The following is an 18874-nucleotide window of genomic DNA, read 5'->3' as shown; positions in this document are numbered from 1 at the left end:
GAGAGACCGGAGCCAACCTATGTTGACTGAAGACGGAAAGCACCTGTACGTCAGCTATGACGAATACCACGGCCTGATCGAAAAGCTGGCCATCAAGATCCACCAGTCGGACTGGCAGTTCGACACCATCCTGTGCCTGGCACGCGGTGGTCTGCGTCCCGGTGACATCCTGAGCCGCATTTTCGACAAACCCCTGGCCATCATGTCCACCAGCTCCTACCGCGCCGAAGCCGGCACGGTGCGTGGCCACCTGGACATCGGCCGCTTCATCGCCACTCCCAAGGGGGAGATCGCCGGCCGCGTGCTGCTGGTCGACGACCTGGCCGACTCCGGCGTGACGCTGAATGCCGTGGTCAAGATGCTCAAGGAAAACTACCAGCCCATCACCGAGCTGCGTACCGCCGTGATCTGGACCAAGGGCGTGTCCACCTTCCAGGCCGATTACTCGGTGGAAGACCTGCCGACCAACCCCTGGATCCACCAGCCTTTCGAAGGCTACGACAACCTGTCGCCCGAAAAGCTGCTGGAAAAGTGGAAGGTCTGAGCCCCGGCTCGGCACCGGTCTGAAGGCTGGTGCCTTCCACCTCCGCACAAGGCCCCGCAAGGGGCCTTTTTGCATGGTGCCTGCGGGGCCTTGGGGTCTGGTCAGGCCCATAGCGTGGCTATCGGTATGCAGCCTCTGATTGCAGACTGCGTATATCAAAAAGTGAGCGCCTTAGACAGGTGTAATGGTGATCTAAGCCAATAATTTATTTGAAGTCGCCATATGCTGGGTGTTGAGTGCTCATAAAAATATAGCTAACTGCGGTGGTGGCTGTAAGTCCCGGGAGCGATTGGAGGGAGTGGTCGCTGCGGCTGCAGCGCAGGTGCCGCGTCGGATATGGCCCCGGGCCGGTGTCGCAAAAATGCGTGATGTCCCCCATCGGCACTACACTGCCATTGCAAGCCCCTGCGGCAGGCATACACTGCGGGCTCATTTTTGAAAGTGGTGTCCCTGTGGCGGTTTCCCGTTCCAAGCGCCAGAGCCTGATGTGGCTGCTGGGTTCGCTCTCTACACCGGCCATGGCTGGAGTCTTCTCCAACCTGTTCGGCGCGTCTGAACCCGCCAAGGTGTCCGCGGGTTCGGCGGCATCCGGCGCGGCGGCACACCCCGCCCCCGTGGCAACTGCTGCTGCAACTGCACCGGCTGCCGGCGGCAAGCCGCCCCCGGTGTTCGTGCTCAATTCGCTGGATGCCACCATCAGCGTGGTCGACCCCGCCACCTGGACCGAAACCGCGCGCCTGCCCACCGGCAAGGAGCCGCACCACCTGTACCTGACGCCGGACGAGAAGTCCATCATCGTGGCCAATGCCACGGGCGACACGCTGACCTTTGTGGACCCGCGCACGGCCGTCATCCAGCGCACGGTGCGCGACATCGTCGACCCCTACCACCTGCGCTTCTCGCCGGACATGAAGTGGTTCATCACCGCTGCCAACCGCCTGAACCACGTGGACATCTACCGCTGGGACGGCAGCAACCCGCAGCTGGTGCAGCGCATTCCCACGGGCAAGACGCCCAGCCACCTGTGGATCGACGCCAAGAGCACCACGATCTACTCCACCATGCAGGACAGCGACGAGCTGGTTGCCATCGACCTGCACACGCAGAAGCTGCTGTGGCGCGTGCCCACGGGCTCCATGCCGGCCGACCTGTACGGCAGCCCGGACGGCAAGTTCATCTTCATCGGCCTGACCGGCAGTGACGGCGTGGAGGTGTTCAGCATCAACCCCGCCGCCACGGCCACGCCGGCCAAGCGCGTGGGGCAAATCCCCACGGCCAAGGGCGCACACGCCTTCCGTGCGCTGGGCGACGGCCGCCACCTGCTGGTGAGCAACCGCGTGGCCAACACCATCAGCAAGATCGACATGACCACCCACACCGTGGTGGACAACTACCCCGCACCGGGCGGTCCGGACTGCATGGACGTGACGACCGATCTGCGCTACATCTACCTGTCCTCCCGCTGGGCGCGCAAGCTCAGCGTGATCGACATGGTGGAGAAGAAGGTGATCCGCCAGGTCAATGTGGGCAAGTCGCCCCACGGCGTGTGGACCCTGGCCCACTCGCCGCGCTGAACACTGCCAGACCGCGAGGAGGGTGCATGGCCGCCTATCTGCCTGCCACACGCATGGCCGCCGGGGTGTTGGTTGCGTTGTGTCTGCCTGTCCACGCCAGTGGCAGCAGCACACCCGCCCCGCAAGACTGTGACAAACCGGTCTATCTGACCTTCGACACCGGCCACATGGGCGTGGCCGATCTGGTGGCCGATGTGCTGCGCCGCCACCAGGTTCGCGTCACCTTTTTTGCCGCCAACGAGACCACGCAGCAGGGCGACGGCAGTCTGGGCACGCATTGGGCGCCGTGGTGGAAGGCGCGCGCCCAGGAAGGGCACCGCTTTGCCAGCCACACCTGGGACCACACCTACTGGCGTGGCGACCTGGGCGCGGCGGCGGACCGCTCCTTCCGTGTGCGGCCTTCGCAGGGCGCGCACAAGGACCAGACCGTCACGCTCAGCGCCGCGCAGTACTGCGCCGAGATCCGCAAGTCCAGCGAATGGCTGCGCCAGACCACCGGCCAGGCACCACTGCCGCTATGGCGTGCGCCCGGTGGCAAGACCTCGCCCCAGCTGCTGCAGGCGGCCGAGGCCTGCGGCTTCAAGCACGTGGGCTGGTCGCCGGCCGGTTTTCTGGGGGACGAGCTGTCCAGCGAGAAGTTCAGCAACGCCGCCTTGCTGCAGCAGGCGCTGGCGCGCATCCGCCCGGGCGATGTGCTGCTGGCCCACCTGGGCATCTGGTCACGCAAGGATCCCTGGGCGCCGGCGGTGCTGGAGCCGCTGATCACCGGCCTGCAGGCCAAGGGCTTTTGCTTTCGCACGCTGGACCAGCACCCCGACTACCGTGCCTGGGTGCAGGGTCACACCGCTGCGGCGGCGACTGCGCGCCAGCCGTAGGACTACAGTGCGGACAGCAGGATCCGCCGCAATGAGGGAAGAACATGGTGTGGGAGACATTGTCCCAATGGTTTGGCCAGGCCCAGCAAGGCCTGTACGAAGGCGTGGTCCAGCCGGTGCTGTATTACGCCGGCATGGCCAGCCTGATGGAAGACGCCTTTGAGGCCACGGGCTGGCTGCTGGTGGGACTGCTGCAACTGCTGGTGCTGGTGCTGGTGATTGCCCCGCTGCAGCGCTGGCGTCCGGTGGAGGCGGTGACCGACCGCCGTGCCATCCGCGTGGACATGCTCTACACCCTGGTGCACCGGCTGGGCCTGTTCCGGGTGGCGTTGTTCTTTTCCACCGAGCCGCTGTGGAACGACCTGTTCGGCCAGCTGCATGTCTGGGGCCTGCCCACCTTCCAGCTGGAAGGCCTGTGGCCGGGCGTGACGGACAAGGCCTGGATCAGCTTCATCCTCTACCTGCTGGTGTTCGACCTGCTGGACTACTGGATCCACCGCGGCCAGCACAGCTGGGGCTGGTGGTGGAAGCTGCATGCGCTGCACCATTCGCAGCGGCAGATGACCATGTGGAGCGACAACCGCAACCACCTGCTGGACGATGTGGTGCGCGACAGCATCATCGTGGTGGTGGCCCAGCTGATCGGGGTGCAGCCGGCGCAGTTCGTGCTGCTGGTGGCGCTGACGCAGCTGAGCGAAAGCTTCCAGCACGCCAATCTGCGCGTCTGGTTCGGCACGGTGGGCGAGCGCCTCTGGGTCAGCCCGCGTTTTCACCGCCGCCACCACACCATCGGCATCGGCCATGAAATGCGGGCCCCGGTGCGCAACCAGAAGGCCCATGGCAACAACTTTGGCGTGCTGCTGCCCTGGTGGGACATGCTGTGGGGCACGGCCAACTTCGAGCTGCGCTGGGACCCCACCGGCGTGCGCGACCAGGTGCAGCCCAATGCCCAGGGCCAACTGCGCGATTATGGCCAGGGCTTCTGGTCCCAGCAGTGGAAGGGCCTGCTGCGGCTGGTGAACCGCGCCTGAGCGGGCAGGGGGCAGGGTGCCCCGGCATGCACCGCGGCAAAGTGGCCGCTGTCCTATGGCATTGTGCGCACAGACCGCTATGCTGCGGGGCATGAACCTGCTGATAGCCTCCTTTGTCCGCGCGCTGGGCAATTGCCTGCACCGCAAGGTGATTGCCTGGTCGCTGTTCCCGCTGCTGTTGATGGCGCTGCTGGCCGCGCTGCTGTCCTGGCTGTTCTGGCAGCCGGCGCTGCACTGGACGGTGCAGACGCTGGAAGGCGTGGGCTGGCTGGGCGCGGTGTGGCACTGGATGCAGGAGCGCGGCCTGAGCTGGGGTGTCGAGGTGCTGGGTTCCGTGCTGCTGGTGCTGGCGGCCACGGGGCTGCTGGTGGTGTTGGTGCTGATGCTGGTGTCCCTGTTCATGACGCCCAAGCTGGTGGAATGGGTGGCCGAGCGGCGCTTTCCCTTGCTGGAGCGCAAGCAGGGCGGTCACTGGTGGCAGGCGCTGGCCTGGGCCCTGGGCTCCACGCTGATTGCCCTGGTGGTGCTGGTGCTGTCCATCCCGCTGTGGTTCATTCCGCCGCTGGTGCTGGTGGTGCCGCCGCTGGTGTGGGGCTGGCTCACCTACCGCGTGATGGCCTTCGATGCCCTGGCCGAACACGCCAGCCAGGCCGAGCGCCAGGCGGTGCTCACACGCTTTCGCATGCCGCTGCTGGGCATGGGCGTGGTCTGTGGGGTGATGGGGGCTGCGCCCAGCGTGGTCTGGGCCTCGGGCGTGGTGTTCGTGGCGCTGTTCTGGCTGCTGGTGCCGCTGGCCATCTGGATCTACGCACTGGTGTTCGCGCTGTCGTCGCTGTGGTTTGCCCATTTCTGCCTGGCGGCACTGGAACAGCTGCGGCGCGAGGCCGTCACCCAGGGGGCGGCACCGGACGCGGTGCGCGTGCCCTGAGCCAGGCTTGGCGGCAGCGCACCAGGATGGCGGCGCAATGGCGTGCGAAACCGGTGCAAGCCTTCGCTACAGCCCTGGGCGCGGCTACACTGACGGCCTGCGATGCGGAGCATGTGGTTGAACGGCGGCACTATTTAGGTGCTTAAATGCACCAAAACAGTGCAATCAGAAGTTCGACAGGCGTACTCTGCTTTTTTGCACCAACTCGGTGATTATCGAGGGGTGCATGGCAGTGGTTTTCGGTGCGCGGCGCCACTGCACCCAGGGAAGGCAGTCCAACTGCGGCCCTGGCACGCATTCTGCTTTGCATCCCCCGTACTTTTTTCAAGCGCTTTTCCAGGAGATACCTGATGGCTAAGACCGTTGCAGACGTGATGAGCATTGTGAAGGAGAACGACGTCAAGTTCGTCGATCTGCGCTTCACCGATACCCGCGGTAAGGAACAGCACGTGACCGTGCCCCTGTCGCACTTTGACGAAGACAAGTTCACGTCGGGCCACGCTTTCGACGGTTCGTCGGTCGCCGGCTGGAAGGGTATCGAAGCCTCGGACATGCTGCTGATGCCCGATCCCAGCACCGCCAACATCGATCCTTTCTTTGAAGAAACCACGCTGATCCTGCAGTGTGACGTGATCGAACCCGGTGACGGCAAGGCCTACGACCGCGATCCCCGCTCCGTGGCCAAGCGCGCTGAAGCCTACCTGAAGGCTTCCGGTCTGGGCGACACCGCCTACTTCGGTCCCGAACCCGAATTCTTCATCTTCGACGGCGTGCGTTGGGGTACCGAACCCCACAACCCCTTCTTCGAAATCGAAGAATACGAAGCCCCCTGGAACAGCGGCGCCAAGTTCGAAACCGGCAACCGTGGTCACCGTCCCCGCGTCAAGGGCGGCTACTTCCCCGTGCCTCCCGTCGACAGCACGCAAGACATGCGCGCCGAAATGTCCCTGATCCTGGAATCCCTGGGCATTCCGGTCGAAGTGTTCCACCACGAAGTGGCGGGCGCTGGCCAGAACGAACTGGGTACCCGCTTCTCCACTCTGGTGGAACGCGCTGACTGGACCCAGCTGCAGAAGTACGTGATCTGGAACGTGGCCAACACCTACGGCAAGACCGCGACCTTCATGCCCAAGCCCTACGCTGGCGACAACGGCTCCGGCATGCACGTGCACCAGTCCGTGTGGAAGGACGGCAAGAACCTGTTCGCCGGTGACGGCTATGCCGGTCTGTCCGACTTCGCCCTGTACTACATCGGCGGCATCATCAAGCACGCCCGTGCCCTGAACGCCATCACCAACCCCGGTACGAACTCGTACAAGCGTCTGGTGCCCGGCTTTGAAGCGCCTGTGAAGCTGGCTTACTCGGCCAAGAACCGTTCCGCTTCCATCCGTATTCCTTACGTGAGCAACCCCAAGGGCCGCCGCGTGGAAGCCCGCTTCCCCGATCCACTGATGAACCCCTACCAGGGCTTCGCAGCGCTGCTGATGGCCGGTCTGGACGGCGTGGAAAACAAGATCCACCCCGGCGAAGCCGCCACCAAGGATCTGTACCACCTGCCTCCGGAAGAAGACAAGCTGGTGCCCACCGTCTGCCACAGCCTGGACCAGGCTCTGGAAGCCCTGGACGCCGACCGCGCCTTCCTGACCAAGGGTGGTGTGTTCTCCGACAGCATGATCGACGCCTACATCGAGCTGAAGATGGGCGAAGTGACCCGCTTCCGTCAGGCCGTGCACCCTGTCGAATACGACATGTACTACTCCCTGTAAGCCCTGTGGGGGCCTGCCGCTCGCGGCACGGGCCCTCCAGGCACTCTAAAAAAGGCGGCCTCCGGGCCGCCTTTTTTGTCTGCATCCCGATCGGTTGGGGGGCTTCTTGCCGGGAGGGGGGAGAGGGCAGTGGCGTGCTGCCGGGTTGCATCCCCGTTACCTCCGCTGGGCCTGTCAGGCCGTCGCCTGTGTCGGCGTCCATCCCCGGCGAAGCGGGCCACCGGCCCATCGGCCGTGATTCATGCCCATAATGGGATGCAGGGCCTCTGCAGCGCGCATCGCCTGCTCTTGTTTTTACCTGAACGCACCCCGGCCAGGCACTGAGCTTGCTTGGTATTTGCATGACCGATACGCATCTGACCGCCCAGCGCTTTGCCGTGCTGGACCTGTTGTCCACACTGACCGTGGTGCTCAACCGCCATGGCGAGGTGATCTTTGCGAACGCGGCGCTGGAAAACACCCTGGGCATGTCGCGCCGCATGCTCGACGGCAGCCGCTTCTCCACCTTCATTGCCCAGCCTGCGCTGCTCGACAACGCCCTGGCGGGTGGCAAGGGGCTGGACTACGCCGCCATGCGCTTTGACACCACGCTGGTTCCGCCGGTGCAGGAGCCGCTGATGGTGCACGCCACCATCGCGCCGCTGGAAGAGCGCGGCGAGGTACTGGTGGAGCTGTGGGTGCTGGACCAGCAGGTGCGCCAGGACCGCGAGGAACGGCTGGTCGAACAGGCGGCCGCCAACAAGGAGCTGGTGCGCAACCTGGCGCATGAAATCAAGAACCCGCTGGGCGGCATCCGTGGCGCGGCCCAGTTGCTGGAGATGGACCTCGACAGCCGCGAGCTCAAGGAATACACCCAGGTCATCATCCACGAGGCGGACCGCCTGCAAAGCCTGGTGGACCGTCTGCTGGCCCCGCACCGCCACCCCCACCAGGTGGGCGACGTCAACATCCACGAAGTCTGCGAACGCGTGCGCTCGCTGGTGCTGGTGGAACACCCTCTGGGGCTGACCGTGCGGCGCGACTACGATATTTCCATCCCGGAGTTCCGAGGCGACCGTGCCCAGCTGATCCAGGCGGTGCTGAACATCGTGCAGAACGCGGCCCAGGTGCTGGCCGACCGGATTGCCGTGGGCGATGCCGAGATCACCTTGCGCACCCGCGTGGCTCGCCAGGTCACGATGGGCCGCCAGCGCCACAAGCTGGCATTGGAATTGCATGTGATAGACAACGGACCAGGCGTGCCTGAGCACATCAAGGAGCGGATTTTCTATCCGCTGGTGACAGGCCGGGATGGGGGATCCGGATTGGGACTGCCGCTGGCGCAGACCTTTGTGCAACGCCACCAGGGGCTGATCGAATGCGAAAGCAGCCCGGGGCGCACCGATTTCCGTATCCTGATTCCTCTGCCTTGAGGTCTGGTGTTTCACATAGAAAGAAAAGGGTTACGCGAACATGAAGCCGATCTGGATAGTAGATGACGACCCCTCGATCCGCTTCGTCCTGGAAAAGGCATTGGCCCGTGAAAACCTGGCCACGCGCAGCTTCACCAATCCGCGTGAAGTGCTGGAGGCGCTGAGCGCCTTGCCCGCCGGGGACCCGGCACGCCAGGGCCCGCAGGTGCTGGTCAGCGACATCCGCATGCCTGGTGGCAGCGGCCTGCAGCTGCTGGAGCAGGTGCGCGAGAAAGACCCGGAGCTGCCCGTCATCATCATGACGGCGTACTCCGACCTGGACAGCGCCGTCTCCGCCTTCCAGAGCGGCGCCTTCGAATACCTGCCCAAGCCGTTCGACCTGCCCAAGGCCGTGGCCCTGATCCGCCGTGCGGTCGAGGAAAGCAGCCGCGAACAGGTGGCCGAAGAGCGCCAGTCCGCCATGCCCGAAATGCTGGGCCAGGCTCCGGCCATGCAGGACGTGTTCCGCGCCATCGGCCGCCTGAGCCAAAGCCTGGTGACGGTGCTGATCACCGGCGAATCTGGCTCCGGCAAGGAACTGGTGGCCCGCGCGCTGCACAAGCATTCGCCCGTGGCCAATGGACCGTTCGTGGCCATCAACACCGCCGCCATCCCCAAGGACCTGCTGGAATCCGAGCTGTTCGGCCATGAGCGCGGCGCCTTCACCGGCGCGCAGACCCAGCGCCGCGGCCGCTTCGAGCAGGCCGAAGGCGGCACGCTGTTCCTGGACGAAATCGGCGACATGCCGTTCGAGCTGCAGACCCGCTTGCTGCGCGTGCTGTCGGACGGGCATTTCTACCGCGTGGGCGGCCACTCGGCCGTCAAGACCAGCGTGCGCGTGATCGCCGCCACCCACCAGGATCTGGAGCTGCGCGTCAAGGACGGAGTGTTCCGCGAAGACTTGTTCCACCGCCTGAACGTGATCCGGTTGCGCCTGCCGTCGCTGCGCGAACGCGGCGAAGACGTGCCCATGCTGGCACGCCACTTCCTGCAGAAAAGCGCCAAGCAGCTGGGCGTGGAGCCCAAGCGCATTGCACCGGAGGCGCTGCAGCGGCTGACGCAGTTCAGCTTCCCCGGCAATGTGCGCCAGCTGGAAAACATCTGCCACTGGTTGACGGTGATGGCCCCGGCCCAGGTGATCTCCGTACAGGACCTGCCGCCGGAAGTGCTGCACACCCCGGCCAGCGCGCCAGCGGTCGAGGCCGTGGTGGCCGAACACCGTCCGGTGCCCGCGGCCAGCGCTGCGGGGGATTGCACGCCGGAGCTGCCTGCGGCACGCGGTGTGGAGTCCTTCCTGCCCGCATCGCAAGCTGCCGGCGCCGGTACGGTGGAGGCGGCTGTGGCGGCCCTGTGGGACGACGGCCTGTCGGCCGAAGCCACGCGCCTGCTGGCGGCCGGTCATACCGAGGTCTGGGATGCTCTCAGCCGCCGCTTCGAGTCGCGCCTGATCCGCGCGGCCCTGGGCGTGACCCACGGCCGCCGCATGGAGGCTGCACAGCGCCTGGGTATCGGCCGCAACACCATCACCCGCAAGATCCAGGAACTGGGTCTGGAAGACGCCGGCGAATAAGCGCCACGGGCCACACCCACGGACGGCCGGCCTGCGCTGGCTGCTCCTTGGGGCCCGCCCTGTGCGTGCAGCGCAACACTGTCCTACAAGGGTTGCGAGCGCAGACTGACCCCGGGGAGAGGGACAGTTTTTGACAATATCGACTCCATCGGCACTTATTTGGTTTCGGAGTCATTTCCCCATGGGCAAAGCCCTTCCTTTAGCGCACAAATTCCAGCCGGACAGCCTGGGTGCACGCGCACCGCAGAGCTTTCGCTCAGGAATCGTGGCGCCTGACGGCCACCGACTGCTGGGAGGCCATGTGGAGCAACCGGCTGCCAATGGGCGCTACCACCCGCTGCGCGACGGTGCGGCCGCCGTGCAGGAAGATGCCTTCTGGCACGACACCTACATCCATGCGCCGTATTACGTGACGGGCCGCGGCTACGACCAGTACCGCCCGGCCTACGCCATGGGCTGGCAGGCCGCCTTCGATTTCAAGGCCTCCGAATTCACCCAGATCGAACAGGAGCTGGAACGCCGTTGGGAAGCGCACGACACCAGCAGCCTGCTGGAGTGGGTGCAGGTGCGCGATGCGGTGTACGGGGCCTGGCTGCGTGCCCGCCAGCGCCAGGGACGCAACATGGCTGTGCGGGCCAACGACCGCCAGGACGGCGCATTGCTGCGCCCCCTCTACCGCCTGCAGCTGCATACCGCCCATGATCTGACCTTGCTGCTGGGCAGAGCCGACCCTCCGCCGACCGCGTTTGTGCGCCAGGTCGTGGACCGCCATCTGGCCATGCTGCAGGAGTTTTCCGGCGAACTGGCGCCCGCTGCACGCAGCGTCCGGGATTGGGCCGATCCCTTGCTGCGCATCGGCACCAGCCTGCATTACGGCGGAACCTGGCTGCGCTCCTGGGTGCAGGAGGTGAACACCGAGCGCGTGCTGCAGCTGTGTGCCGAACGCGAACAGCAGATGCTGGCCCTGTACCCCGTCTTGCTGGCCACGGTGGCGCTGTCGCCGGAGCCCTCCAGCCTGCTGCAGCGCCAGCAGCACCGCCTGCAGCTGCACCACGCCAAGCTGCAGTGGGTGCGCCAGCACTGGATGGAACGCGGCTGAACCACCGCGCCAGCGGGCGGCAGGAGCGCCCCATCTATCCCCCTGCGTCTTTGCGCGGCTGCATGCAACGCAGACAACAACGCCCCGGCGGGCTGTGCCCGCAAGGGTGTGGCGCCTTGTGGAGGCGTTGTGGTGGTGTCCTGGCCGGTGGTGCGCCCCGCTGGCTGGGGCGCAGGGGGGCAACTGGACTGGGCTTAGCGCAGTTCCAGCACCACGGGCGTGTGGTCGCTGGGCTGCGGGTTCTTGCGTGGTGCGCGGTCGATGTGGCAGGCCGCGGTGCGCTGGCGCACGGCTTCGCTGACCAGAATGTGGTCGATGCGCAGGCCGCGGTTTTTCTGGAAGCCCAGCATGCGGTAGTCCCACCAGGAGTAGCTCTTCTCCGGCTGCTCGAACATGCGGAAGGCATCGGTCAGGCCCAGGTTCAGCAGGGCCTGGAAATGCGTGCGCTCTTCCACGGTGTGGTGGATGGTGTCCTTCAGTCCCACGGGGTCGAAGGAGTCGCGGTCTTCCGGCGCCACGTTGAAGTCACCCACCAGCACGAACTGCGGGTGCTGGGACATTTCGGCCTGCACCCAGTCGTGCAGGGCCTGCAGCCACTGCATCTTGTAGGCGAACTTGTCCGTGCCCGGTGCCTGGCCGTTGACGAAGTAGCCGTTGACCAGCCGCACCGGGCCCTCGGGTGTGTCCAGCGTCGCGGCAATGGTGCGGGCCTGGGCATCGTCCAGACCGGGAATGTTGCGCACCACATCGCGCAGCGGATGGCGGCTCAGGATGGCAACGCCGTTGTAGGTCTTCTGGCCATGGGCCACGGCGTGGTAGCCGGCGGCCTGCAAGGCGTCGAAGGGGAATTTGTCGTCGGTGAGCTTGAGCTCTTGCAGGCCCAGTGCATCGACCGGGTTGTCCTGCAGCCAGGCCAGCACCTGCGGCAGGCGCACGGACAGGGAGTTGACGTTCCAGGTGGCTATTTTCATGGGGGGCTCAATCGGGAAGAGGAGGGCGGGCAGGGCACGCTGTGCGTACCGGGGCCCGTGCCGTAGAGAGATGGTGGAGGAGGAGGCCGCGCCGCTTGGCTGCAGCCCACCCCGTTGCCAGCCATTGTAGGGAGGCGGTGCCGGCCTTTGGGCAAAGCCCGCAGCCACCTGCCGGGTGGTGGGGCTGTGGGCAGTGACGGCCACCGCAGTGCGTCCACGGCGCACTACCGCTTTCGGCGAAAAGGGCCTTGCCTGCGTTGCGGCAGGGCGTCGGGGGACCGTGGCAGCAACAGGTCGGTCAAGGCACTTCCTGAGCCGGGATACAGGTCGGCAGCACCCGCCGGATGGGCCTTTGCAGCACCCAAAATCGCAGCAACTATCAATTTCGCTAGCGCAATAGCCAGTATTGATGCGTGTTGCGGCGCAATATTGATAAGTATCAAACTGTTAATAAATGTGTCTGCACGTTGCTGATGGATCGCATAAAAAACGGCCTTCTCATCTTTGACGGGCTGATCTTTGACATGCGACGCATCCTCCAAAGCGATTTGGTACTAAACGAGCCACTGCCGTGGCCGTTGTACGACGAGGATGGCAATCTGCTGTTTCGGGAAGGCTATGTGCTCAGCATTCCGCGCCACATCAACGCCTTGCTGGCGCGGGGCGCCTATGCCCCGGAGCCACCGCCCGATCCGTCGCAACAGCCCACGCTGGCCCTGCCCGAATGCGCGGTGGCCGTGCCCACCAGCGACCCGGTGTTCATCCGGGCCGACCGGCTGGCCATGACCCTCAAGCGCCTGCACGCCCACCTGCAGGCGGCCACGCTCAAGACCGAGCTGCGCCCGGTCATCCTGGGCCTGGCCCACGGCATTTTGGATGCCTGCGACGAAGATGCCGATGCGCTGCTGGCCGCCCTGCACTTGGACCGCCAGCACCCGTATCTGGTGATCCAGCAGCTGCTTGGCGCCACGCTGGTGGAAATGGCCGCACGCGAGCTGGGCCTGGCCGAGTCCGACCGCCTGTCGCTGGCCTGCGCCGCCCTGACGCGGGACCTGTCGCTGCTGCCGGTGCAGGCCCAGCTGGACCAGCAGGCCGGTGCGCTGACGCCGCAGCAGGCGGCCCTGGTGCGCAGCCACCCCGACCGCTCGGCCGCGCTGCTGGCGGAGATGGGTGTGACCGACGCGCTGTGGCTGGAGCTGGTGCGCCAGCACCACGAGCGCTTTGACGGCTCGGGCTACCCGCGCGGGCTCAGCGGCGACGCCATCCTGCCCGGTGCGCGCCTGCTGGCGATTGCCGACTCCTATGCCGCCATGGTCACGCCCCGGCCCAACCGCGCCGGGCAGTTTCCGCGCGATGCGCTCAAGGCCCTGTTCCTGGACCGGGTGCGCCTGTACGACGACCCGCTGGTGCAGCTGTCGATCAAGACCCTGACCATGCACCCGCCGGGCACCCTGGTGCGGCTGGCGAACGGCGAATTCGCCGTGGTGCGCTCGCGCCAGAAGCTCAACGAATCCATCGATCTGTGGAGCCTGTACGACAGCAGCGGCATGCCCATCCTGCGGCCGCAGTACCGCGACTCGACCGACCCGGCCCACGACATCACCGGCTCGCTGCGCGTCGAAGACTGCCGCTCGGCCGCCCTGGTGCTCAAGCGCCTGTGGATGCAATCCTGAGAAAGCCTCCTCCATGAAGCAGAACCTGCCCGTGACGACACGGCATACCGAGATTCCTCCCGGCGTCACCCTGGTCTCCAAGACCGATCTGAAAGGCGTCATCACCTACGCCAACGAAGCCTTCGTGGAGATCAGCGGCTACACGCTGGACGAGCTGCTGGGCCGCAGCCACAACATCGTGCGCCATCCGGACATGCCGCCCGCCGCCTTCGAAGACATGTGGCGCACGCTGCAAAGCGGCAAGCCCTGGCGCGGCATCGTCAAGAACCGCTGCAAGGACGGCGGCTACTACTGGGTGGACGCCTGCGTCGTGCCCATCACGCGGCACGACCAGGTGATCGGCTATATGTCGGTGCGCAAACATGCGACGGCGGCGGCCATCGATGCCGCCAAAGGTCTGTACCGCACCATGGCGGCTGGCGCCTTCCAGCCGCGTGCGCGCCTGCCGGCCTGGCTGGGTATACGCAGCGGCATGCGCGCCGGCAGCCTGTTCGTGGCGTTCCTGATGCTGGCTGGCGGTGCCTTGGGCATTGGCGGGCTGACACTGGCCGACGACGCCCTGACCCAGCTCTACCAGGCCCAGCTGCAGCCGGTGGCGGCCATCGGCAAGATCGAGGCCCGCCTGAGCGACAGCCGCGCCACCATGCTGGAAATCCGGCTGGCGCGGCGGGAAGGTGCCCAGGGCGTCGCCCCGCAGGCCCTGGACGGCCAGATCACCAAGCTACGCGCCAACCGCGATGAAATCCATGCCCTGCTGGGCCAGCTGACCGGCATGGACGCCCAGGTGGCCCAGCAAAAAGACCTGCTGACCACCGCACTGACCCGCTACACCGACGACGGTCTGCGCCTGGTGGAACGGGCGGCGGCGCACGACGACCCGGCCCGGGTGGACCAGCTGGTGGCCCAGACGGTGCTGCCGCTGGAGCAGGCCGCCACGGCCGCTGCCGGGGGGCTGCGCAACGCGCTGACGGTGGCCGCACGCACCGCGTACGACGACACGCTGGACCGCAACGCCCGCATCCGCCACTTCGCCATCGCCGGCATCGTCTTCGGGCTGCTGGTGGTGGCGCTGGTGGGGCATATGTTCATCCGCGGCATCGTCAACCCGCTCAACGCCTCCATCCGCCGCCTGAACCGCATTGCCCAGGGCGATCTGCAGGGCGAGATCGATCTGTCCGGCACCGGTGAAAGCGGCCAGCTCAACCATGCTGCCGCCGTGATGCAGCTGCACCTGAAGGTGATGATCGACGAGATCGCGCTGGCGGCGCGGCGCATCCACCGCCACTGCGCCACGCTGAACATTGCGCTGTACGAGGTGACGGAACATTCCGAGGAGCAGCACGACCGGGTCTATTCCGCCATCCGTTCGCTGGACGCCGCCGTGGCCGAAACCAGCGACCTGAGCGAGCGCGCCGAGCGCCTGATGCACCTGGCGGCCAGCGTGCAGGGGGATGGCGGGCTGGCGCTGGCGGCCGACACCCGCGAACTGGCCACCGCCACCCGCCTGACGGCCTTTGGCGCCGACGAGGTGGCCGGCGCCATGCGCCAGGTGGCCGAGCTGATCGTGGAAAACCGGGGCGAAGCCCAGCGCGCCTGGCAGGCCTCGGAAGAGCTCAAGCGCACGGCGGTGGAACTGAACCAGCTGGTGGACTATTTCGAACCCGCCAAGACCGCTGCGGCGGGGGGCGGCGGCATCGGGCCCGGTGCGGCGGCAGCCAGCCCTGCCGCCCAGGTACAGGCCCAGGCGGCGTCGCCCGAGCCTGCCACTACGGCGTAGTCCGTGCCGCCCCTGCCCGGGCGGCCGGATATCGGGCAGGGCAGGGGAGATGGCCACCGACCGTCTGCATGCCCACCCGCCATCAGGGCATGCCAAAGCCGCGACAATGTCACCATGAATGCAAGCTCTTCCCTGACCCCGCAACACCAGTCCTTGCGCACCCAGCTGCAGCAGCTCGAAGCCGAGATGCGCAGCGCCGGTCTGTGGGGTGCCCTGCCGCCCAGCGAGCAGGCCATGGCCTCGACCATGCCCTTCATGTACGACACCCTGCAGATCGAAGAATGGCTGCAATGGGTGTTTGTGCCGCGTCTGCACGCGCTGATCGACGGCGGCCACGCGCTGCCCGGCGAATGCAGCGTGCAGCCCCTGGCCGAACATGAATGGACCCAGCGCACCGTGCCCCAGCACCAGGCGGCGCTGCGGCAGCTGGCCTTGATCGATGCACTGCTGAGCGGCAAGTCGGCGTAAAAAAGCCGCCTGTTGCGGCACGGCGTGGTCACGGTCTGCGCTCCGCTGCACGCTGCGGCACAGCCTTGCTTTGACCGCGCCCAGGCTCAAAGGGCCTGCGCCGTGTCCTGGAAGGCCAGCGTGGGCAGCACGGTGCCGTCGTCGAACACCAGATCGCGCTCGGGCCAGCGCAGCGCCGCCAGCTTGAAGCGCGACTGCAGCGGCTCGCCTGCACGGCGGGAGACCCAGCGCCCGCCCACCGAATAGTCCACACAGAACACATTGCGCCGGGCGCCATGCCAGGCCGTGGGCGCGGTGTGGCCGAACAGCTCTTCTTCCTGCTTGCCGTGCACCGGGTTTTCCGGCGGGTGCAGGCGGCGCCAGTAGTGGCCCACAATCACGGGCACGTCTTCGGTGTACTGGTTCCACCAGGCCACGCGTTCCACAAAGCGCCATTTGCCGCCGGCAAAGAACGGCGTGCCGGCCGCACGCTCCACGCCGGTACACAGCACCTTCAGGGGGTTGACCATGCCCTTGTTCAACTCGTTTTCCGAGTGTGCGGGCAGGAAGGGCGGCACATGCTCGCGGTCTTCCAGGCTGTGGGGCCAGTCACGGCGCTCCTGCTGCATGCGGGCCGCGATCGAGCTCTCGCGGGCGATGCGGGCCGCCTCCAGCTCCCAGCGGTCGTATTCGTGGCGCACCTGGCCGGCCGGCATGGCACGCGCCGCATCCACCTGGGGCTGTACCCAGGCGGCATGGATGATGCGCAGGTCTTCCCGCTCCAGGCCCAGCGGCAGCGTGGACAGGAAATCCACAATGCGCTCGCGCTGGCCATCGGAGGGGCGGTTGAAGGGTGCGTACTTGACCTGGTCGGTCTGGTAGCGCACGTCAAAGTACCAGCCCGAACCGTCTTTCGGGTCTTCGCGCAGCAGATTGATTTCGTGGTTGCCCAGCGCGGCACAGGCGTTGCCGCGTTCCACCAGGGTCTGCACCCATTCCAGCACGGCCGGGCTGTCGGGGCCGCGGTCGCAGAAGTCGCCCACAAACACCAGCTTGCGGCCCTGGGGGTGGTCACCCCAGCGGTCGTAGCCCAGGTGGCGCAGCAGGTCGCGCAGGGCGCTCAGCTCCCCATGGATGTCGCCCACGACATCCAGTGGGCCGGATGGGAGAGTGTGGATCAGGCTCATGGAACGGGCTGGTGGCGATGGAAATTCTGGTTATGTTGCTATGCAGCATAACATTGTGCCGTCATCCGATTGACACCGCGATCCTGCAGGTGACACCGGGTTTTCACGTAGGAAACCACGGCGACAACTGCCGGTTTTCGTGCCACTGCCCGGGCGCGGGCTGCGGTGCGCGGCTGCGCCGGCTCAGTCCTGGCGGGTATAGGTCACAAAGCTGTAGGCCGGGCCCTTGGCGCTGACATGGTCGCTGCGCGCGGCCTCGGTCCATTGGGCATCCAGCACCGGGGCGTGGGCGTCGCCGTCGAAGTCCTGGTGGATGATGGTCACTTCCAGGCGCTGGGCCAGGGGCAGGGCCTGGGCGTAGATCTGTGCGCCGCCCATCACCCACACGCTGTCGCCGTGGCGGGCAGCGAGCTGCAGCGCGGCGTCCAGGCTGTCGGCACGCAGCGTGCTGTCATTGGCCGGCTCCGGCTGCCAGTCCGCCTGGCGGGTGACGACGATGTTGGTGCGCCCGGGCAGCGGGCGAAAACGCGGGGGCAGGGAGTCCCAGGTCTTGCGGCCCATGATGACCGGGTGACCCTGGGTCAGTGCCTTGAAATGCGCCAGATCCTCCGGCAGGTGCCAGGGCATGGCGTTGTCCTTGCCAATGACGCCATTGGCGGCGCGGGCGTAGATCAGGTTCACGGTCAAGGACATGGGGTGGCTTTCTGCGGGTTCGGGCGGCGGCGGGTGCACGCAGCCGGCATTGTCGGTGATGGTGCGGCGCGGCGGCCTGTGGCGGGGTTGGCACGCGCCGCGGGGGAATGAAAAAGCCTGCCGCAACGGGCAGGCTGGAGGCTGGCAAGGTGTACGGCAGCCAGGCTGCCGTGCTTACACCGCCACCGGTGCCTTGATGGCCGGGTGGTGTTCGTAGCCCACCACCTCGAAATCCTCGTAGGCGTAGTCGAAGATGGAGTCCGGCTTGCGCTTGATGTGCAGGGTCGGATAGGCCAGGGGCTGGCGCGCCAGCTGGGTTTCGACCTGCTCGAAATGGTTGTTGTAGATGTGGCAGTCGCCGCCGGTCCAGATGAAGTCGCCCACCTCCAGATTGCATTGCTGGGCCAGCATATGGGTCAGCAGCGCATAGCTGGCGATGTTGAACGGCACGCCCAGAAAGATGTCGGCGCTGCGCTGGTAGAGCTGGCAGCTGAGCTTGCCGTTGGCCACGTAGAACTGGAAGAAGGCATGGCAGGGCATCAGCGCCATCTGGTCCAGATCGGCCACGTTCCAGGCGCTGACGATGATGCGGCGGCTGTCCGGGTTGTGCTGGAGTTGCTTGACCACTTCGGCGATCTGGTCGATGTGCGTGCCATCGGCCTTGGGCCAGCTGCGCCACTGCACGCCATACACCGGGCCCAGGCTGCCGTCTTCGCGCGCCCATTCGTCCCAGATGGTGCAGCCGCGTTCCTGCAGCCATTTCACGTTGCTGTCGCCGCGCAGAAACCACAGCAGCTCGTTGATGATGGATTTCAGGTGCACCTTCTTGGTGGTGACCAGGGGAAAGCCTTCGCTCAAATCAAAACGCATCTGGTGGCCGAACACGCTGCGCGTGCCGGTGCCAGTGCGGTCCCCCTTGCTGACGCCATGTTCATACACATGGCGCATGAAGTCTTCGTACTGGGAACGCACGGGGCGGGACAAGGAGGTGGTAGGGCTCATGGCGGAAGGAATCGTCTACAAATGTGAACCCCCGCGGGCGGGAGCAGGGCGTCAGTGTGCCATTGATGCAGAGCCGCCACGTCCAGCCCGGACAAGCCAGTCGTTGCATCTGCTTGCAACTTGCTGCGCATGCGGCAAGAGGTTGTATTCAGAATGGGGATGGTACAAACACAGAGCGCACGGGCAGCTATGGTTTTTGAGAGAGGCCGCCGCCCGGAATGCGCAGCACCACAGGAGGACGCTTATGACATGCTCCCGTTGTCACCGCACCCGCCCCCAGGCGGCA

General features: G+C 66.2%; 16 protein-coding genes. 12 read left to right on the top strand and 4 right to left on the bottom strand.

From position 1 onward, the window contains the following. The first annotated feature begins 19 nt into the window (after window positions 1-19). The 9 genes from CT3_RS15320 (at window position 20) to CT3_RS15280 (ending at window position 10838) form a co-directional block, all read left to right on the top strand. A complete protein-coding gene (locus CT3_RS15320; RefSeq protein WP_066533924.1) occupies window positions 20-544 on the top strand; it encodes a phosphoribosyltransferase in 525 nt (174 codons plus the stop codon). Window positions 545-1062: 518 nt separating this feature from the next. Then, a complete protein-coding gene (locus CT3_RS15315) occupies window positions 1063-2118 on the top strand; it encodes a YncE family protein (protein ID WP_225608922.1) in 1056 nt (351 codons plus the stop codon). Between the two features lie 26 nt (window positions 2119-2144). Continuing rightward, the gene (locus CT3_RS15310) at window positions 2145-2993 is read left to right on the top strand and encodes a polysaccharide deacetylase family protein (protein WP_066533923.1); all 849 of its coding nucleotides are present in this window, start codon (window positions 2145-2147) and stop codon (window positions 2991-2993) included. Window positions 2994-3037: 44 nt separating this feature from the next. Continuing rightward, window positions 3038-4024: a sterol desaturase family protein gene (locus CT3_RS15305; protein ID WP_066533921.1), complete on the top strand. Its 987-nt coding sequence runs from the start codon at window positions 3038-3040 to the stop codon at window positions 4022-4024. Between the two features lie 91 nt (window positions 4025-4115). Further along, window positions 4116-4952 (top strand): EI24 domain-containing protein, encoded by an 837-nt coding sequence (locus CT3_RS15300; protein ID WP_066534054.1) that lies wholly within the window; start codon window positions 4116-4118, stop codon window positions 4950-4952. Between the two features lie 350 nt (window positions 4953-5302). Continuing rightward, window positions 5303-6718, top strand: coding sequence for a type I glutamate--ammonia ligase (gene glnA, locus CT3_RS15295; protein ID WP_066533919.1), 1416 nt, complete (start codon window positions 5303-5305; stop codon window positions 6716-6718). Between the two features lie 341 nt (window positions 6719-7059). Next, window positions 7060-8130 carry a nitrogen regulation protein NR(II) gene (glnL, locus tag CT3_RS15290; RefSeq protein WP_066533917.1) on the top strand — a complete coding sequence of 357 codons (1071 nt, stop codon included), beginning with the start codon at window positions 7060-7062 and terminating at the stop codon, window positions 8128-8130. Window positions 8131-8170: 40 nt separating this feature from the next. Then, window positions 8171-9739 carry a nitrogen regulation protein NR(I) gene (gene ntrC / locus CT3_RS15285; RefSeq protein WP_066533915.1) on the top strand — a complete coding sequence of 523 codons (1569 nt, stop codon included), beginning with the start codon at window positions 8171-8173 and terminating at the stop codon, window positions 9737-9739. A 181-nt stretch (window positions 9740-9920) separates the two neighbouring features. Next, complete coding sequence (locus CT3_RS15280) at window positions 9921-10838, top strand: hypothetical protein (protein WP_066533914.1); 918 nt, start codon at window positions 9921-9923, stop codon at window positions 10836-10838. Window positions 10839-11032: 194 nt separating this feature from the next. On the opposite strand, the gene xth is transcribed toward CT3_RS15280, so the two are convergent. Further along, window positions 11033-11809, bottom strand: coding sequence for an exodeoxyribonuclease III (xth, locus tag CT3_RS15275; protein ID WP_066533913.1), 777 nt, complete (start codon window positions 11807-11809; stop codon window positions 11033-11035). Between the two features lie 524 nt (window positions 11810-12333). Here xth and CT3_RS15270 point away from each other — a divergent pair. From CT3_RS15270 to CT3_RS15260, 3 genes are all read left to right on the top strand, one after another. Next, window positions 12334-13482 carry an HD-GYP domain-containing protein gene (locus CT3_RS15270; RefSeq protein ID WP_172591779.1) on the top strand — a complete coding sequence of 383 codons (1149 nt, stop codon included), beginning with the start codon at window positions 12334-12336 and terminating at the stop codon, window positions 13480-13482. Window positions 13483-13495: 13 nt separating this feature from the next. After that, window positions 13496-15259: a methyl-accepting chemotaxis protein gene (locus tag CT3_RS15265; protein WP_066533911.1), complete on the top strand. Its 1764-nt coding sequence runs from the start codon at window positions 13496-13498 to the stop codon at window positions 15257-15259. 114 nt (window positions 15260-15373) lie between these two features. After that, the gene (locus tag CT3_RS15260; RefSeq protein ID WP_083520289.1) at window positions 15374-15727 is read left to right on the top strand and encodes a YqcC family protein; all 354 of its coding nucleotides are present in this window, start codon (window positions 15374-15376) and stop codon (window positions 15725-15727) included. An 86-nt stretch (window positions 15728-15813) separates the two neighbouring features. Here CT3_RS15260 and CT3_RS15255 read toward each other — a convergent pair whose 3' ends face one another. The 3 genes from CT3_RS15255 to CT3_RS15245 form a co-directional block, all read right to left on the bottom strand. After that, entirely contained in the window at window positions 15814-16893 is a 1080-nt protein-coding gene (locus CT3_RS15255) for a metallophosphoesterase (RefSeq protein ID WP_066533909.1), read from the bottom strand. A 183-nt stretch (window positions 16894-17076) separates the two neighbouring features. After that, window positions 17077-17586, bottom strand: a complete 510-nt coding sequence (locus CT3_RS15250) for a dihydrofolate reductase (RefSeq protein WP_370510787.1) — start codon at window positions 17584-17586, stop codon at window positions 17077-17079. Between the two features lie 174 nt (window positions 17587-17760). Beyond that, entirely contained in the window at window positions 17761-18588 is an 828-nt protein-coding gene (locus CT3_RS15245; protein WP_066533908.1) for a thymidylate synthase, read from the bottom strand. Window positions 18589-18874 lie beyond the last annotated feature (286 nt).

Source organism: Comamonas terrigena NBRC 13299, from assembly GCF_006740045.1.
GTDB lineage: Bacteria > Pseudomonadota > Gammaproteobacteria > Burkholderiales > Burkholderiaceae_C > Comamonas > Comamonas terrigena.
The sequence above is the reverse complement of the archived record's forward strand: the minus strand, read 5'-3'. Positions and strand labels throughout refer to the sequence as shown.

Coding starts and splice junctions, on each gene's coding strand:
- CT3_RS15320 (WP_066533924.1), top strand. CDS start 20: ATGTTGACTGAAGACGGAAAGCACCTGTACGTCAGCTATGACGAATAC.
- CT3_RS15315 (WP_225608922.1), top strand. CDS start 1,063: ATGGCTGGAGTCTTCTCCAACCTGTTCGGCGCGTCTGAACCCGCCAAG.
- CT3_RS15310 (WP_066533923.1), top strand. CDS start 2,145: ATGGCCGCCTATCTGCCTGCCACACGCATGGCCGCCGGGGTGTTGGTT.
- CT3_RS15305 (WP_066533921.1), top strand. CDS start 3,038: ATGGTGTGGGAGACATTGTCCCAATGGTTTGGCCAGGCCCAGCAAGGC.
- CT3_RS15300 (WP_066534054.1), top strand. CDS start 4,116: ATGAACCTGCTGATAGCCTCCTTTGTCCGCGCGCTGGGCAATTGCCTG.
- glnA (WP_066533919.1), top strand. CDS start 5,303: ATGGCTAAGACCGTTGCAGACGTGATGAGCATTGTGAAGGAGAACGAC.
- glnL (WP_066533917.1), top strand. CDS start 7,060: ATGACCGATACGCATCTGACCGCCCAGCGCTTTGCCGTGCTGGACCTG.
- ntrC (WP_066533915.1), top strand. CDS start 8,171: ATGAAGCCGATCTGGATAGTAGATGACGACCCCTCGATCCGCTTCGTC.
- CT3_RS15280 (WP_066533914.1), top strand. CDS start 9,921: ATGGGCAAAGCCCTTCCTTTAGCGCACAAATTCCAGCCGGACAGCCTG.
- xth (WP_066533913.1), bottom strand. CDS start 11,809: ATGAAAATAGCCACCTGGAACGTCAACTCCCTGTCCGTGCGCCTGCCG.
- CT3_RS15270 (WP_172591779.1), top strand. CDS start 12,334: ATGCGACGCATCCTCCAAAGCGATTTGGTACTAAACGAGCCACTGCCG.
- CT3_RS15265 (WP_066533911.1), top strand. CDS start 13,496: ATGAAGCAGAACCTGCCCGTGACGACACGGCATACCGAGATTCCTCCC.
- CT3_RS15260 (WP_083520289.1), top strand. CDS start 15,374: ATGAATGCAAGCTCTTCCCTGACCCCGCAACACCAGTCCTTGCGCACC.
- CT3_RS15255 (WP_066533909.1), bottom strand. CDS start 16,893: ATGAGCCTGATCCACACTCTCCCATCCGGCCCACTGGATGTCGTGGGC.
- CT3_RS15250 (WP_370510787.1), bottom strand. CDS start 17,586: ATGTCCTTGACCGTGAACCTGATCTACGCCCGCGCCGCCAATGGCGTC.
- CT3_RS15245 (WP_066533908.1), bottom strand. CDS start 18,588: ATGAGCCCTACCACCTCCTTGTCCCGCCCCGTGCGTTCCCAGTACGAA.